Raw genomic sequence first — 18158 nt, forward strand, 5'->3', positions numbered from 1 at the left:
AGGACGCGGTAATGCGCACCAGCGACTCTTCACCCATGGCGCGGAAAGGGTGGTGTGGATACGCACGGCACGCCGGAACGATCACCCGTTCGCGGCGCGGGACAGGCGGCACCCTGCCCGAGGCCGGCTGCGGCCGACATGGAAGTGCACCGGGCACCGGGACGAGCAACCGTGAGCGGCAAGGGCTGACCTTCGCCCTGCCTCGGAACACCTCGGAATGCGCGATGGCGCCCCCGGCATACCGGGGGCGCCATCGTGTCAGTCGGTTCAGCGCAGCCGGGTCCGGCGGCGGGTCCGGGCGAGGCCGGCCGTCAGGAGCCCGGCTCCGACCAGGAGCAGTGCCACGACCCAGCCGATTTCCGTCGCCAGGTTCCCAGCGCCGGTGTCCGGGAGGGGCTTGGGTCGCGGGGTCGGCTTCGGCGTCGGTGTCGGCTTGCCGATGTGGAGCGGGCCGCCGTCGGGGCCGTTGGTGCCCGGCTGGTTGCTGTTGTTGCTCCTGTTGGGGTCGGGGGTGGTGGAGGTGGCGGTGGCGATGTTGTCGACGTCCTTGCCGTTGTCCGTGTAGGCGGGGTCGAGCTTGACGAGGATGTGGTGGACCGTCTGGCCGCCGGGGGCCAGGCGCGGGAGCGGTCCGCAGGTGACCGTCCTGCCGTTGGCGGTGCAGCCGTCCGGGGAGGAGACGAACGACAGCGCGGCGGGCAGCGGGTCGGTGACCTTGACGTTGATCGCGGTGGAGGGGCCGTGGTTGGTGGTGGTGAGGGTGTAGGTGAAGGTGTCGCCGGGGTCGACCTGGTTCTTGCCGGCCGGGTAGGTGGCGGTCTTCGCCAGCGCCAGGTCAGCGGCGGGGGCGAGGGTGCGGATCGTGAAGGTGTCCTCGTCGTTGGCGGGGAAGTTGTCGGCGGCGTCCTCGACGCGGATCTTGCCGGTGAAGGTCTGGCCGGCTGCGGCGTCCGGGGACAGGCGCAGGGCGAACACGGTGTCCACGAAGCCGTCCGGCGGTGCGCCGGGCCCGTCCTGGGTCAGGGACCGGGTCATGGAACGGGGTGTGGTGCGGGGCTGGGGGATCATCCGGGCGGGGAGTGTGCAGGTTGCCAGTTGCGGGGTGTTCGCGATGCAGGGGGCGGGCGGGGTCTTGGCGAAGGAGAGCTGGGCGGGCAGCGTCACCGTGAAGGTGCTGTCGTCGGCGGTGCTGGACGGTCCGTGGTTGGTGATGCGGGCGGTCAGGTCGACCGTCTCGCCGGGTGCGGCGAGGTCCTTGGACAGGGTCGCCAGGGCGGCCAGGTCGCGCTTGGGCGCGGCGGGCTTGCCGCCGTCCGGCAGCGGGGCGGTGTCGGTGTCGTTGTTCGGGTTGGGGTCGGTGTTGTCGGCGTGGACCACGGCGCGGTTGATGATGTCGCTGCCGTCTCCGGTGTAGGAGGGGTCCAGGCGGGTGGTCAGGACGTAGGTGAAGCTCGCGCCGACCTTCAGGCGGCCGGTCGCCGGGCAGGTGACCGCCCGGGTCGTGGCGTCCACGGTGCAGCCAGCCGGCCGGGAGGACACGAAGGCCAGCGCCTTCGGCAGCTTGTCGGTCAGGACCACGTGGTAAGCGTCGGAGGAGGGACCGTTGTTGGTCACCGTGATCGTGTAGTCGACGTTCTCGCCCGGTGCGACCGCCGCACCACTGGACGACTTCGTGACCGACAGGTCCGCCTCGCCGCGGGCGACCTTGATGCCGGGCAGCCCGGCGGCAGCCGAGGAGTTGTTCGACAGGTCCGGGTCCGCAGTCGCGGACGAGACCTTGGCGATGTTGCGGACCTCGGTCCCGTCTTGCTCGTAGTCGGGGTCGATCCTGACGGTGAAGGTGAACGTCTTCGTCCCCTTGTCCGCCAGTACCGCCAGGGTCGGGCAGGTCACGTCCGACCCGACGGCGGTGCACCCGTCGACCGAGGACACGAACTCCAGCGGCGCGGGCAGCGCGTCGGTGGTCTTCACGACCGCGGCCTGGGCCGGACCGTTGTTGGTGACGGTGACCTCGTAGTCGAACGTCCCACCGGGTGAGACCTGCTTGGTCCCGACCGGCTTCTTGGTGACCGCCAGGTCCGCCTTGGCCGGCGCCGGGGGGTTCGGGGTGGGGTTCGGGCCCGGGTTCGGGCCGGGGCCCGGGCCCGGCAGGGTGCCGGTGGCCGCGTCGGAGATGTTGTTGGTCAGGTCGGGGTCGGTGGTGTCGGTGGCGACCTTCGCCTGGTTGCGGACGTCGCTGCCGTCACCGGCGTAGGCCGGATCCAGCTGGACCTTGATCGTGTAGGACTTCGACGCCTTCGCCGCCAGGGTGGCCAGCTTCGGGCAGGTCACGTCCTGCCCGGCAGCGGTGCAGCCGTCGCTCGCTGACACGAACTCCAGCATGGCGGGCAGGGCGTCGGTGACCACCAGGCCCTTGGCGTCCGAGGGGCCCTTGTTCGTCACCGTGACCGTGTAGTCGAAGGACTCACCGGCGCCGATCGGGGTGGTGCTCGCGGGCTTCTTGGTGATCGCCACGTCGGCCTTCACCGGCGCGGGAGGGTTCGGGGTGGGGTTGGGGCCGGGGTTCGGACCCGGGTCCGGGCCCGGCAGCGTCCCGGTGGCCGCATCCGAGGTGTTGTTCGACATATCCGGATCGGTGGTGTCCGTGGCGACCTTCGCCTGGTTCTTCACATCGCTGCCGTCACCGGTGTAGGCCGGGTCCAGCTGGACGGTGATCGTGTAGGACTTCGAGGCACCGTTCGCCAGGGTGCCCAGCTTCGGGCAGGTGACGTTCTGTCCGACAGCGGTGCAGCCGTCGCTCGCTGAGACGAACTTCAGCGCTGCGGGCAGGGCATCGGTGACCACCAGGCCCTTCGCATCCGAGGGACCCTTGTTGATGACGGTCACGGTGTAGTCGAAGGACTCACCGGGCGCGACCGGGGTCGTGCTCGCCGCCTTCTTGGTGATCGCCACATCCGCCTTCACCGGGGCGGGCGGGTTCGGGGTGGGAGCCGGGTTCGGACCCGGCAGACCACCGGTAGACGCATCCGAGGTGTTGTTGGTCAGATCGGGGTCGGTGGTGTCCGTGGCGACCTTGGCCTGGTTCTTCACGTCGCTGCCGTCTCCGGTGTAGGCCGGGTCGAGCTGGACGGTGATCGTGTAGGACTTCGAGGCACCGTTCGCCAGGGTGCCCAGCTTCGGGCAGGTGACGTTCTGTCCGACAGCGGTGCAGCCGTCGCTCGCTGAGACGAACTTCAGCGCTGCGGGCAGGGCGTCGGTGACCACCAGGCCCTTCGCATCCGAGGGACCCTTGTTGATGACGGTCACGGTGTAGTCGAAGGACTCACCCGCAGCCACCGGGGTGGTACTCGCAGCCTTCTTGGTGATCGCCACATCGGCCTTCACCGGGGCGGGCGGGTTCGGGGTGGGCGCCGGGTTCGGACCCGGCAGGCCACCGGTCGACGCATCCGAGGTGTTGTTCGACATGTCCGGGTCGGCGGTGTCGGCGGCGACCTTCGCCTGGTTCTTCACATCGCTGCCGTCACCGGTGTACGCCGGGTCGAGCATCACCTTGATCGTGTAGACCTTGATGGCCTTCGCCGCCAGGGTGGCCAGCTTGGGGCAGGTGACGTCCTGTCCGGTCGCAGTGCAGCTGTCGCTTGCTGACACGAACTTCAGCGCGGCGGGCAGGGCATCGGTCACCACCAGGCCCTTCGCCTCCGAGGGGCCCTTGTTGGTGACGGTCACGGTGTAGTCGAACGTCTCACCGGGCGCGACCGGGGTCGTGCTCGCCGCCTTCTTGGTGATCGCGACGTCGGCACTCGGCGGTGCCGGCGGGTTCGGGGCGGGGTTGGGGCCGGGGTTCGGACCCGGGTCCGGACCGGGCAGACCACCTGTGGACGCGTCGGAGGTGTTGTTCGACATGTCCGGGTCCGCGGTGGTGGACTTCACCGACGCCTGGTTCCTGATGTCACTGCCGTCACCGGCGTACGCCGGGTCCAGCTGGACCGTCACCGTGTAGGTGTGCGTGGCCTTCGCTGCCAGGGTCGGCAGCGCCGGGCAGGTGACGGTCTGACCGGAGGCGGTGCAGCCGTCGGAGGCGGACACGAAGCCCAGGTGCGCCGGCAGCGTGTCCGTCATGACGACCGCCTTGGCAAGCGAGGGACCGTTGTTCGTCACCGTCACCGTGTAGTCGAAGGTGCCACCCGGCGCAACCGGAACCGTCGAGGCCGCCTTCTTCGTGATCGACAGATCAGCGGACGGCTTCAACGGCGGGTTCGGGCCAGGACCGGGCTTCGGACCGGGCAGGCCACCGGTGGACGCGTCGGAGGTGTTGTTCGACTTGTCCGGGTCGGCGGTGTCGGACTTCACCAACGCCTGGTTCCTGATGTCACTGCCATCACCGGAGTACGCCGGGTCAAGCTGCACCGTCACCTTGAAGAGCTGCGTCTTGCCCGCGTCCAGGGTCGCGACCGGACCACACGTCACCGTCTGGCCCGAGGCCGTGCAGCCTGCGGACGGCTGGAAGATCAGCGTCGACGGCAGCTCATCGGTCACGATGACGTTCTTCGCCTGCGAGGGACCGGCATTCGCCACAGTGATGTCGTAGGTGAACGACTGACCCGCAGCGACGGCGGTCGTGCCCTCGGCCTTCTTCGTGATCGACAGATCAGCGGACGGCTTCAACGGCGGGTTCGGGCCAGGACCCGGACCCGGCAGACCACCGGTCGAGGCGTCCGAGGTGTTGTTCGACATGTCCGGGTCGGCGGTGTCGGACTTCACCGACGCCTGGTTCCTGATATCGGAACCATCACCCGCGTAGGCCGGGTCAAGCTGCACGGTCACCTTGAAGACCTGCGTCCTGCCCGCGTCCAGGGTCGCGACCGGACCACACGTCACCGTCTGGCCCGAGGCCGTGCAGCCTGCGGACGGCTGGAAGATCAGCGTCGACGGCAGCTCATCGGTCACGATGACGTTCTTCGCCTGCGAGGGACCGGCATTCGCCACAGTGATGTCGTAGGTGAACGACTGACCCGCAGCGACGGCGGTCGTGCCCTCGGCCTTCTTCGTGATCGACAGATCAGCGGACGGCTTCAACGGCGGGTTCGGGCCAGGACCCGGACCCGGCAGACCACCGGTCGACGCGTCGGAGGTGTTGTTCGACATGTCCGGGTCGGCAGTGTCGGTGGCGACCTTCGCCTGGTTGCGGACATCCGAACCGTCACCGGCGTAGGCCGGGTCCAGCTGGACGGTGATCGTGTAGGACTTCGACGCCTTCGCCGCGAGCGACGCCAGCTTCGGGCAACTGATGTTCTGCCCTGCGGCGGTGCAGCCGTCGCTCGCCGAGACGAACTTCAGCATGGCGGGCAGAGCATCGGTAACCACCAGGCCGGATGCCTGCGAGGGACCGTTGTTCGTCACGTTGATCGTGTAGTCGAACGACTCACCCGCAGCAACCGGCGTGGTGCTCGCCGCCTTCTTCGTGATCGCCACATCGGCGCTCACCGGGGTAGGCGGATTCGGGCCAGGGCCCGGACCGGGCAGACCACCGGTGGACGCATCAGACGTGTTGTTCGACATGTCCGGGTCAGCGCTGTCGGTGGCGACCTTCGCCTGGTTCCTCACATCACTGCCGTCACCGGTGTACGCCGGGTCCAGCTGAACCTTGATCGTGTAGACCTTAGACGCCTTCGCCACCAGGGTGGCCAGCTTCGGACAGGTCACGTTCTGCCCCACCGCGGTGCAGTTGTCACTCGCCGACACGAACTTCAGCGCCACCGGCAGCGCATCGGTCACCAGCAGGCCGGAGGCCTGCGAGGGACCATTGTTCGTCACCGTCACGGTGTAGTCGAACGACTCACCGGGTGCCACCGGGGTGGTGCTCGCCGCCTTCTTGGTGATCGCCACATCGGCCCTCACCGGGGCGGGCGGGTTCGGACCCGGATCCGGGCCCGGCAGACCACCCGTGGACGCGTCGGACGTGTTGTTGGTCAGGTCCGGGTCCGCGCTGTCCGTCGCGACCTTGGCCTGGTTCTTCACGTCACTGCCGTCACCGGCATAGGCCGGGTCCAGCTGCACGGTGATCGTGTAGACCTTAGACGCCTTCGCCGCCAGCGTGGCCAGCTTCGGGCAGGTCACGTTCTGCCCGACCGCGGTGCAACCATCACTCGCCGACACGAACTTCAGCATCGCAGGCAGGGCATCGGTTACCAGCAGGCCGGAGGCCAGCGAGGGACCGTTGTTGGTCACCGTCACCGTGTAGTCGAACGTCCCACCGGGTGCGACGGGGGTGGTGCTCGCCGCCTTCTTGGTGATGGCGACGTCAGCCCGGACCGGGGTCGGCGGGTTCGGGCCGGGGCCCGGGCCCGGGAGGGTGCCGGTGGCTGCGTCGGAGGTGTTGTTGGTCAGGTCGGGGTCGGTGCTGTCGGTGGCGACCTTGGCCTGGTTCTTCACGTCAGTGCCGTCACCGGTGTACGCCGGGTCCAGCTGGACCGTGATCGTGTAGACCTTAGACGCCTTCACGGCCAAGGTGGCCAGCTTCGGGCAGGTCACGTTCTGCCCGACCGCGGTGCAGCTGTCACTCGCCGAGACGAACTTCAGCGCCGTCGGCAGGGCATCGGTCACCACCAGGCCGGACGCCTGCGAGGGACCGTTGTTCGTCACCGTCACCGCGTAGTCGAAGGACTCGCCGGGAGCGACCGGAGCCGTTCCGACCGGCTTCTTGGTGATCGCCACGTCAGCCTTCACCGGCGCGGGCGGGTTCGGGGTGGGAGCCGGGTTCGGACCCGGCAGACCACCGGTCGACGCATCCGAGGTGTTGTTGGTCAGGTCCGGGTCCGCACTGTCGGTGGCGACCTTCGCCTGGTTCTTCACATCGCTGCCGTCACCGGCATACGCCGGATCCAGCTGCACCTTGATGGTGTAGGTCTTCGAGGCCTTCGCCGCGAGCGACGCCAGCTTCGGGCAGCTCACGTTCTGACCTGCGGCGGTGCAACCATCGCTCGCCGAGACGAACTTCAGCATGGCCGGCAGAGCATCGGTCACCACCAGGCCGGAGGCCAGCGACGGGCCGTTGTTCGTCACCGTCACCGCATAGTCGAACGACTCGCCAGGTGAGACCGGGGTGGTGCTGGCCGCCTTCTTCGTGATCGCCACATCGGCCTGTACCGGTGCGGGCGGATTCGGGGTCGGGGCGGGGTTCGGACCCGGCAGACCACCGGTCGACGCATCGGAGGTGTTGTTCGTCAGGTCGGGGTCCGCACTGTCGGTGGCAACCTTGGCCTGGTTCTTCACGTCACTGCCGTCACCGGTGTACGCCGGGTCCAGCTGGACGGTGATCGTGTAGACCTTCGACGCCTTCGCCGCCAGGACTGCCAACTTCGGGCAACTGACGTTCTGTCCGGCCGCGGTGCAGCCGTCACTCGCCGACACGAACTTCAGCATCGCGGGCAGGGCATCGGTCACCAGCAGGCCGGACGCCTGCGAGGGACCGTTGTTGGTCACCGTCACCGCGTAGTCGAACGTCCCACCGGGTGCCACCGGAGTGGTACCCGCCGCCTTCTTCGTGATCGCGACATCCGCCCGCACCGGGGTCGGCGGGTTCGGGCCAGGGCCCGGGCCCGGCAGACCACCGGTCGTCGCGTCCGAGGTGTTGTTGGTCAGGTCGGGGTCGGTGCTGTCGGTGGCGACCTTGGCCTGGTTCTTCACGTCGCTGCCGTCACCGGTGTACGCCGGGTCGAGCTGGACGGTGATGGTGTAGGTCTTCGATGCCTTCGCCGCCAGGGTGGCCAGCTTGGGGCAGGTCACGTTCTGCCCGGCCGCGGTGCAGCTGTCGCTCGCCGAGACGAATTTCAGCGCGGTCGGCAGGGCATCGGTCATCACCAGGCCGGACGCCTGCGAGGGACCGTTGTTCGTCACCGTCACCGTGTAGTCGAAGGACTCGCCGGGTGCCACCGGGGTGGTGCTGGCCGCCTTCTTGGTGATGGCGACGTCGGCCTTGACCGGCGCGGGCGGGTTCGGAGTGGGAGCCGGGTTCGGACCCGGAAGACCACCGGTCGACGCATCCGAGGTGTTGTTCGACGGGTCCGGGTCGGCACTGTCGGTGGCGACCTTGGCCTGGTTCCTCACATCGCTGCCGTCACCGGCGTAGGCCGGATCCAGCTGCACCTTGATCGTGTAGACCTTCGAGGCCTTCGCCGCAAGCGACGCCAGCTTCGGGCAACTGACGTTCTGTCCGGCCGCCGTGCAGCTGTCGCTCGCCGAGACGAACTTCAGCGCCGCCGGCAGGGCATCGGTCACCAGCAGGCCGGAGGCCAGCGAGGGACCGTTGTTCGTCACGCTGATCGTGTAGTCGAACGACTCACCCGCAGCCACCGGGGTGGTGCTCGCCGCCTTCTTGGTGATCGCCACATCCGCCTTCACCGGGGCGGGCGGGTTCGGAGTGGGAGCCGGATTCGGACCCGGCAGGCCACCGGTCGAAGCATCAGAGGTGTTGTTCGTCAGGTCCGGGTCCGCGCTGTCCGTCGCAACCTTCGCCTGGTTCTTCACATCAGTGCCGTCACCGGCGTAGGCCGGGTCCAGCTGGACCGTGACGGTGTACGTCTTCGACGCCTTCGCAGCCAGGGTGGCCAGCTTGGGGCAGGTCACGTTCTGCCCAGCGGCGGTGCAGCTGTCGCTCGCCGAGACGAACTTCAGCATGGCGGGCAGCGCGTCGGTCACCAGCAGGCCGGAGGCCTGCGAGGGACCGTTGTTCGTCACGCTGATCGTGTAGTCGAACGACTCACCCGCAGCCACCGGAGCCGTTCCGACCGCCTTCTTGGTGATCGCCACATCGGCTCGCGCCGGGGTGGGCGGATTCGGACCCGGCCCCGGACCGGGGAGAGTGCCGGTGGCCGCGTCTGAGGTGTTGTTCGTCAGGTCCGGATCCACACTGTCCGTCGCGACCTTCGCCTGGTTCTTCACGTCGCTGCCGTCACCGGTGTACGCCGGGTCCAGCTGGACCGTGACGGTGTACGACTTCGACGCCTTCGCCGCCAACATGGCCAGCTTGGGGCAGGTGACGTTCTGCCCGGCCGCTGTGCAGCTGTCACTCGCCGAGACGAACTTCAGCGCGGCGGGTAGGGCGTCGGTCACCACCAGGCCCTTCGCGTCCGAGGGACCGTTGTTCGTCACCGTCACCGTGTAGTCGAAGGACTCACCGGGGGCGACCGGTGCGGTCGACGCGGGCTTCTTCGTGATCGCGACATCGGCCTGTACCGGCGCGGGCGGGTTCGGGGTCGGAGCTGGGTTCGGACCCGGCAGACCACCGGTCGACGCGTCCGAGGTGTTGTTCGTCAGATCCGGGTCCGCACTGTCCGTGACGACCTTCGCCTGGTTCTTCACGTCACTGCCGTCACCGGTGTACGCCGGGTCCAGCTGGACGGTGACGGTGTACGTCTTCGACGCCTTCGCGGCCAGAGTGGCCAGCTTGGGGCAGGTCACGTTCTGCCCGGCCGCTGTGCAGCCATCACTCGCCGAGACGAACTTCAGCATCGCGGGCAGGGCATCGGTCACCACCAGGCCGGACGCCTGCGAGGGACCGTTGTTGGTCACCATCACCGTGTAGTCGAACGTCCCACCGGGTGCGACCGGGGTCGTGCTCACAGCCTTCTTGGTGATGGCGACGTCCGCCCGTACTGGCGCGGGCGGGTTCGGGGTGGGCGCCGGGTTCGGACCGGGCAGACCACCGGTGGATGCGTCCGAGGTGTTGTTGGTCAGGTCCGGGTCGGTGCTGTCGGTGGCGACCTTCGCCTGGTTCTTCACATCACTGCCGTCGCCCGTGTACGCCGGGTCCAGCTGAACGGTGATCGTGTAGGTCTTCGACGCCTTCGCGGCCAGGGTGGCCAGCTTGGGGCAGGTCACGTTCTGCCCAGCGGCGGTGCAGCTGTCGCTCGCCGAGACGAACTTCAGCGCCGCCGGCAGCGCATCGGTGACCACCAGGCCGGAGGCCAGCGAGGGACCGTTGTTCGTCACCGTCACCGTGTAGTCGAACGTCCCACCGGGTGCGACGGGGGTGGTGCTGGCCGCCTTCTTGGTGATCGCCACATCCGCCTTCACCGGTGCGGGCGGATTCGGGGTGGGCGCCGGGTTCGGACCCGGCAGACCACCGGTCGACGCATCCGAGGTGTTGTTGGTCAGGTCCGGGTCGGTGCTGTCGGTGGCGACCTTCGCCTGGTTCTTCACATCACTGCCGTTGCCGGCGTAGGCCGGGTCGAGCTGGACGGTGATGGTGTAGGACTTCGACGCCTTCGCCGCCAGGGTGGCCAGCTTCGGGCAGGTCACGTCCTGCCCAGCCGCGGTGCAGCCGTCGGTCGCTGACACGAACTTCAGCATCGCGGGCAGGGCATCGGTCACCAGCACGCCGGATGCCTGCGAGGGACCGTTGTTGGTCACCGTCACCGTGTAGTCGAAAGACTCGCCCGCAGCAATCGGGGTGGTGCTCGCCGCCTTCTTGGTGATCGCGACATCCGCCTTCACCGGCGCGGGCGGGTTCGGGGTGGGAGCCGGGTTCGGACCCGGCAGACCACCGGTCGACGCATCCGACGTGTTGTTGGTCAGGTCGGGGTCAGTGGTGTCGGTGGCGACCTTGGCCTGGTTCTTCACGTCGCTGCCGTCACCGGCATAGGCCGGGTCCAGCTGCACCTTGATCGTGTAGACCTTCGAAGCCTTCGCCGCCAGCGTGCCCAGCTTCGGGCAGGTCACGTTCTGCCCGGCCGTAGTGCAGCCGTCGCTCGCCGAGACGAACTTGAGCATGGTCGGCAACGCGTCGGTCACCAGCAGGCCGGTTGCTTGCGCGGGGCCGTTGTTCGTGACCGTCACGGTGTAGTCGAAGGACTCCCCCGCAGCCACCGGCGTGGTGCTCGCGGCCTTCTTGGTGATGGCGACGTCGGCCTTCACCGGGGCGGGCGGGTTCGGGGTGGGCGCCGGGTTCGGGCCCGGCAGGCCGCCGGTCGTCGCGTCCGAGGTGTTGTTGGTCAGGTCGGGGTCGGTGGTGTCCGTGGCGACCTTCGCCTGGTTGCGCACGTCGCTACCGTCACCGGTGTAGGCCGGGTCGAGCTGGACGGTGATCGTGTACGACTTCGACGTCTTCGCCGTCAGGGTCGCCAGCTTGGGGCAGGTCACGTTCTGCCCGGCCGCAGTACAGCTGTCGCTCGCTGAGACGAACTTCAGCATGGTGGGCAGGGCGTCGGTGACCACCAGGCCCTTCGCGTCCGAGGGGCCGTTGTTGGTGACGGTCACGGTGTAGTCGAAGGACTCACCGGCAGCCACCGGGGTGGTGCTCGCCGCCTTCTTGGTGATGGCGACGTCCGCCTTCACCGGCGCGGGCGGGAACGGCGCCGGGCCGGGGCCCGGCAGGGTGCCGGTGGACCCGTCGGAGGTGTTGTTGCTCGGGTCCGGGTCGGCGGTGTCCGTGGCGACCTTCGCCTGGTTGCGCACGTCGCTACCGTCACCGGTGTAGGCCGGGTCGAGCTGGACGGTGATCGTGTAGGTCTTCGACGCCTTCGCGGCCAGGGACGCCAGCTTCGGGCAGGTGACGTTCTGTCCTGCGGCGGTGCAGCTGTCGCTCGCCGACACGAACTTCAGCGCCGCCGGCAGGGCGTCGGTGACCGCCAGGCCCTTCGCTTCCGAAGGCCCGTTGTTCGTCACCGTGACCGTGTAGTCGAAGGTCTCGCCCGGCGCGACGCTCTTGGTTCCGGCCGGCTTCTTGGTGATCGCGACGTCCGCCTTCACCGGCGCGGGCGGGTTCGGGGTGGGAGCCGGGTTCGGACCCGGCAGACCACCGGTCGACGCATCCGAGGTGTTGTTGGTCAGGTCCGGGTCCGTGCTGTCGGTGGCGACCTTCGCCTGGTTCTTCACATCACTGCCGTCACCAGCGTACGCCGGGTCCAGCTGGACCTTGATCGTGTAGACCTTGGAAGCCTGTACCGCCAGCGACGCGAGCTTCGGGCACGAGACGTTCTGTCCTGCGGCGGTGCAGCCATCGCTCGCCGACACGAACTTCAGCGCGGCGGGTAGCGCATCCGTCACCACCACACCCTTCGCATCCGAGGGGCCGTTGTTCGTCACGGTGACCGTGTAGTCGAAGGACTCACCAGCGGCCACCGGCGTGGTCGACAACGCCTTCTTGGTGATCGCCACATCGGCCTTCGCCGGCGCGGGCGGGTTCGGGGTGGGCGCCGGGTTCGGGCCCGGCAGGCCACCGGTCGTCGCGTCGGAGGTGTTGTTTGCCGGGACCGGGTCGGTGGTGTCCGTGGCGACCTTGGCCTGGTTCTTCACATCAGTGCCGTCACCGGCGTACGCAGGGAGCAGCTGCACCTTGATCGTGTAGACCTTCACCCCCTTCGCGCCCAGTACCGCCAGCTTCGGGCACGAAACGTTCTGCCCGGCCGCGGTGCAGCCGTCGCTCGCCGAGACGAACTTCAGCATGGCGGGCAGCGCGTCCGTCACCACCAGACCCTTCGAGTCCGAGGGGCCGTTGTTGGTCACGGTGACCGTGTAGTCGAAGGACTCACCAGCGGCCACCGGCGTGGTGCTCGCCGCCTTCTTGGTGATCGCCACGTCCGCCTTCACCGGCGCGGGCGTCGGGTTGGGCCCCGGGCCGGGGAGGGTGCCGGTGGACGCGTCCGAGGTGTTGTTGGCGGGGGTCGGGTCGAAGGTGTCCGAGGACACCTTCGCCTGGTTGCGGACGTCCGTGCCGTCGCCGGTGTAGGACGGGTCCAGCTGCACCTTGATGGTGTAGGTCTTGACCGCCTTCGACGCCAGGGTGGCCAGCTTCGGGCACGACACGTCCTGCCCGGACGCGGTGCAGCTGTCGCTCGCCGACACGAACTTCAGCGCCGCCGGCAGGGTGTCGGTCATGACGACGCCGGCTGCGTCCTGGGGGCCGTTGTTCGTCACGGTGATCGTGTAGTCGAAGGTCTCACCCGCGGCCACCGGTGTGGTCGAGGCCGGCTTCTTGGTGACAGCCAGGTCCGCCTTCGGGATGGCGGTGATCGTCACGACCGGCTTGTTCGCGTTCGGCGTGGCCTTGGGCGGCCCCACCAGGTAGTTCCCGAAGGTGCCGGTGGCGGTGGCCGTGTAGGTACCGGGCGCGGTGGGCGTCGCGATCCGCGCCTGGAAGGTGAAGGTCTTGGTCTCCTCACCGGGGACGGTGAGCGGCTTCGTCCAGTTCAGGTCTTGGCCGCTGGCGGACGGCTCGGTCGTCAGGTCCCCGCTCATGGTGCCCGGGATGTAGCTGAAACCGGCGGGCAGCGTGAACTTCAGCGTGTCCGGCGTCACCTCGAGCGGGACGGTGGACCGGGCGTTGACGGTGTAGGTCACCACCGTACCGCTGAGCTCGGGGGTCGTGGTGGGCGTGACCGTCGACGTCAGTTCCAGGCGCGGCACCCCGGGCTCGGTGATCAGCGTGTCCATTTCGATGGTCTTGCTGCCGCCGGCCGGGACGGTGACCAGCCACGCGATGGCGATTCCGTTGTCGATGTTCTCGTTGCCTCGGACGACCTTGTTCTGCAGGGCGGTCTTGTTGTTGATCCCCGTGAATTCGCCACCGTGCTCGCCCGCGTAGTACTCGTTGCCCGGGGTCACCGGGACGAACTGCTCGACCTGGCCGGCGGCAGCAGATCCGGTGCCGATGCACACCGGTGACCAGCCGCCGTTCGGCAGCTGGACCGCCGCGCTGAACCCGCTGTCCACTCCTGCGAGATAGCAGTCGGCCGCGTGGTAGAAGCGGAAAGTCTTGTCCGTCGTCCCGGTGTTGGTGAACTCGTAACGCTGCCGGTTCTGCTGCTGCCCCTCCACATACGTGTCGGTCAGCTTGTAGTTGATGCCGCTGCTGCCGGCCTGCCAGGTCTGCGAGATCAGAAAGGGATCCGCAGCGGTGCCGGCGCCGGTCATCGGCACCCGGTCCAGCAGGATGCTGGCTGCACCCGCCTCCGGGCTGAGCGAGCCGTACCGGAGGTTGTCGATCACCAGGGAGTTGGCACCCGCCGAGTAGAACTGCTTCGTGCCCGCGATCCAGCTGTCGAACCCACCCGTGCTGGTCCGTAGCACCTCGCGCGTGGGCGGGCCGGCGGTGTTGATGCACAGGTCGTAGTTGGTCCGGCAGGTCACGGACCTGGAGATGTTCGTGTCCGTGCTGTCACTGTGGTCGCCCGGTGTCGGATCCACGATCCCCGAGGCCGTGATCGTGGCGGTGTTCGTCACCGTCGTGCCCGCTGCGGTGGCGACGGGCTTGACCGTGATGGTGTAGGTGACCTTGCCGTTCACCCCGAGGCCCGCAGTGGTCGCGATGGCGTTGCCCGTCCCCTTGTCGAGGCCGCAGCTGGAACCCGTTCCCGTCGCCGCGCAGGCCCAGCTGACGCTGGTGAACGCCGCCGGGACCGTGTCCGCGACCTTCACCGCAGTCGCTGCGGAGGGGCCGGCGTTGGTGACCACGACGGTGTAGATGTAGGACGAGGCGTTGGCCTCGACCGCGCTGAACCCGGTCGTGGTGATCGCCAGGTCGGCCGACCCTGTCGCCGTGGTCTTCAGTGCGATGATCGCTGTGTTGTTCGCCGCGACCGGATCGTCACTGTTCGCGACCACGGCCTTCCCGCTCGCCAGCGCGGTGTTCAGCGGCGCGGCCGGATCGACCACCACGGAGATCGCGAACGAGGTCACCGCACCGTTCTTCATCGCGGTCGGGATCGTGCAGGTCACCGACTTCTTGTCGGACGAGACCACGCATCCTGCGGGCTGCGTCGCGGCAGCCGTCGTGTTGGCCGGCAGCGTGAACGTCACGGTCGAGGCCGCTGCGGTGTCCGACGGGCCGCCGTTGGTCACCGTGCCGGTCACGGTGGTCGCCGTGCCCGGGGTCAGCGGGTCGGTCGTCGCGTCCACCGCGATGGACAGGTCGTTGGACGGCCTGGACGTGGTCGACAGCGCCACGGCCGCCGTGTTGTTCGCCGGCTTCAGGTCGTCCGCCGAGGCCACCGTCACCGAACCGCCCGACAGGGCCGTATTCAGCGGGGCGTTCGTGTCGACGAGCAGCGAGATCGGGAAGTCGACCTTGGCGCCCTTGGCGAGCCCGGCGGAGACCGGGCAGGTGACCGACTTCCCGTCAGTCGCCGCCGTGCAGCCGACCGGAAGCGTCGAGGTGAGCGTGGTGCGCTGCGGAAGCGTGAAGGTGACGGTCGCGTCGGTCATCGTGTCCGACGGGCCGCTGTTGGTGACCGTCAGCGTCGCCACGGACGTGCCGCCGGGTGCCACCGGGGTCGGGACGGCCTTCGACGTCATCACTAGGTCGCTGGAGTACACCGTGATTCTCGCGCTCGGGCAGGTCGACGGCTGTGCGGGGTCCGTGCACAACGCCTTGGTGGTGTTGGTGTCCGAGGTCAGCGCCGTCACGGCGTTGAGGTAGTTGCCCTCCGTCGTCCCCTTGACCGTGATCTTCAGGGTCGCGGTCGCGTCCTTGGCGATCGCGCCGACCGTCCAGGCTCCGGTGGTCCTGTTGTACTTGCCGACGGAGTCGTCCGATACCCACGTCAGACCGGTCGGCAGCAGGTCTGTCAGGACGACGTTGGCTGCCGGGTTCGGGCCGGTGTTCTGCACGGCGAGGGTGAACACCGCCTGGCCGCCGGTCAGCACCGCCGGCTTGTCCACGGACTTCGTCACCGTCAGATCCGCCAGCTGCCCGATCTTCACCGGTGCCACCTTCGACAGGGCGGTGACGCCGTCGCCGCTGAAGTCGTTGGTGGCGAATCCTGGCGCCGCCGTGGTCTTCGCCTTCGCCTGGAAGGTGAAGGTGAGCGACTCCCCGGCATCGATCTCGATCGGGCCGCCCCAGGTCAGATTCGAACCCGTCACGGACGGCTCACCGATATCGGCGCCGGTGGTCGACCCGGGGACGTAGTCCAGTCGGGGGTCCAGTGTGTCGGCGAAACCGTAGGTGGTGAACGGGACGGTGTTCGGGTTGGTGAGCTTCACCGAGTAGGTGGCTGTTTCTCCCGGCGCCATGCCGGTCGGCGTCACCGTCTTCACCGCTGCCAGCAGTTTGGTACCCACCGGACGGAACGCGGTGTACAGGCTGAAGGTCTTCGACTCGTTCGCCGCCAGCGAGACCGGCCAGGAGAGGCCGATCGCGGCGGTGACCGCATTCGCGCAGTCACACGTGTTCGGCAGCGTATTCCTGCCCCTGATCGTACTGCCGACGGTGTTGACGTCGGCTTCCATGAACCTGCTGCCGGCGGTCAGCGGAACGAGCATCATCGTCTGCCCGGATCCGTCCGCGTTCTTCAGACACGCGATGCCGTTGCCCATACCGGATGCGGCCGGCACCACCGCGCCGAAGGAGGTGCCGCCGCTCTGCATCACGCAGCCGGCGGCCCGGTACAGTTCGCCGGTCCTGGCCGCGGAGGTGGTGTTCGTCAGCGTGAAGTCAAGCCGGAACCTGTTCTCACCGTTGACGTACGTCTCCTTCTCGGAGATCGTGACCGCGGGGGAGGCAGTGTTCACGATGGTCGTCATCGTCAACGGGTCGGACGCGGTACCCGAACCGGTGATCGCCGATTGGCTGACCGGGCGGAAGGGCCCGCTGTTGTTGGTCTGCAGCCACGCCGATCCCGCGTTGGTGAAACCGTTGTTGTTGAAGGCCGTGGCGCAGTTGCTGGCGGAGAACTGGTTCACGCTGCTGAACTGCGCCTGGCACTGCAGGTCGGTGGTGGTAGTGGTCGTGATCGGATTGCCCGTGATGGTGCCGGTGGGCACCACGGTGACCGCGACGGTGGTCGTGAGCGACGGGCTCCCGCCGCCCTGGGTGGCGGTGTAGGTCACGTTGCTGCCGACCGGCTGACCGGAGGCGGTGATCGACCAGGTGCCGCCGGCCGTGACGGTCGCCGTGCCGACCGTCGTCGTACCGCGCGTCAGCGTCACCGTCGCCCCCGGCAGGCCGGTGCCGGTGAACGTGGAGTCCGCCCAGATGGTGTCGCCGCCATTCGGCGACGTGATCTTGACGTCCGGGATCGCCCACTCGACCACGGCAGCGCCGGGGGTGTTCGGGTTTCCGTACTTGTCGTTGTCGAAGAACGGGTCTCCGGTCCCGCCCGGAGTCCGGCCCGAGCCTGCGGCGGTCGTACCGTCCGGCACCTTCGCCGTGTCCGCGAACCCGCTGCCACCGCCGCCACCCGCACCGCCCCGTTGCGAGCCGGTGATCGTCGTACCGCCGTCACCGCCACCGCCCCCGGCGAAGCCGCCGCCGCCACCACCACCCGGTGTGCTGGTAGTGGGCCCGGTCAGGCCGCCCCCCGCGCCGCCCTGCCCATTGGGCGAGTTCGTTCCCGCCTTCCCCGAGCGGGTGCCCAGTCCCCCCGCCGCTCCTCCGGTGGTGCCGGACGCGCCACTGCCGCCCTTGGCGTCCGAAGGGGACGGGGCGTCAGTGCCTGATCCGGCGGCTTCACCGCCACCGGCCCCGCCATCGGCGCCAGCGGCCGAACTGGTGCCACGGCCCGCGCCGCCGCCACCGCCCGCCACCAGCAGCAACGAACCCGAGGCGTCCTTGAGATCCGTACGGCCTCCGCCGCCGCCTGCGCCAGTGCCACCGGCCGCACTGTTCAGGTTGAAGTCCGGCGCCCCGATAGTGATCGAGTACGACGCCGCCAGCGGTGCTGACACCGTCCCCACGGTGTATCCGCCCGCGCCACCGGCATTGGGGGGACTCGTGTCCGAGTTGCCACCACCGGAACCCCAGAGGTGGAACCGCACCGCAGTCGTGCCGGTCGGCGGGGTGAACCTCTGGACGGCCTTCGTGCTGCGGAACACCTGGCACTGGTTGAAACCCGTGGTCTTCGCCGCGCAGGTGCCCGCGGCGGCACGCGGCTGGTGCTCGACAAGCGACTTGTGAGCGACGTGGTTCACCGAGGCCGCGGTGGCTGCCAGGCCCGGCGATCCTGCCAGCACCAACGCACACGTCACGGCCATCACGATCAGGCGATGCACCCTGCCGACCATCGGATTTCCATTCTTCACAAATCAAGACATTTAGTGACGTTTGTATGGAAAGCCATATAGGCGGTAGATCCGGCAGGACACCCCGCAGCGGCGCGATACTCAGGGAAATGAACCCGTACGGCGCAGACCCCACCCACCCGGGCGCTCTTCGCGGGAAA

The 18158-nt window shown here is 68.6% G+C and carries 1 protein-coding gene; it reads right to left on the reverse strand.

Going from position 1 to position 18158, the window contains the following annotated elements:
* Window positions 1-267: 267 nt before the first annotated feature.
* Entirely contained in the window at window positions 268-17988 is a 17721-nt protein-coding gene (locus BS75_RS48315) for a DUF11 domain-containing protein (RefSeq protein WP_156164264.1), read from the reverse strand.
* Window positions 17989-18158: the final 170 nt, after the last annotated feature.

Origin of the sequence: Streptacidiphilus albus JL83 (assembly GCF_000744705.1) — a bacterium.
GTDB lineage: Bacteria > Actinomycetota > Actinomycetes > Streptomycetales > Streptomycetaceae > Streptacidiphilus > Streptacidiphilus albus.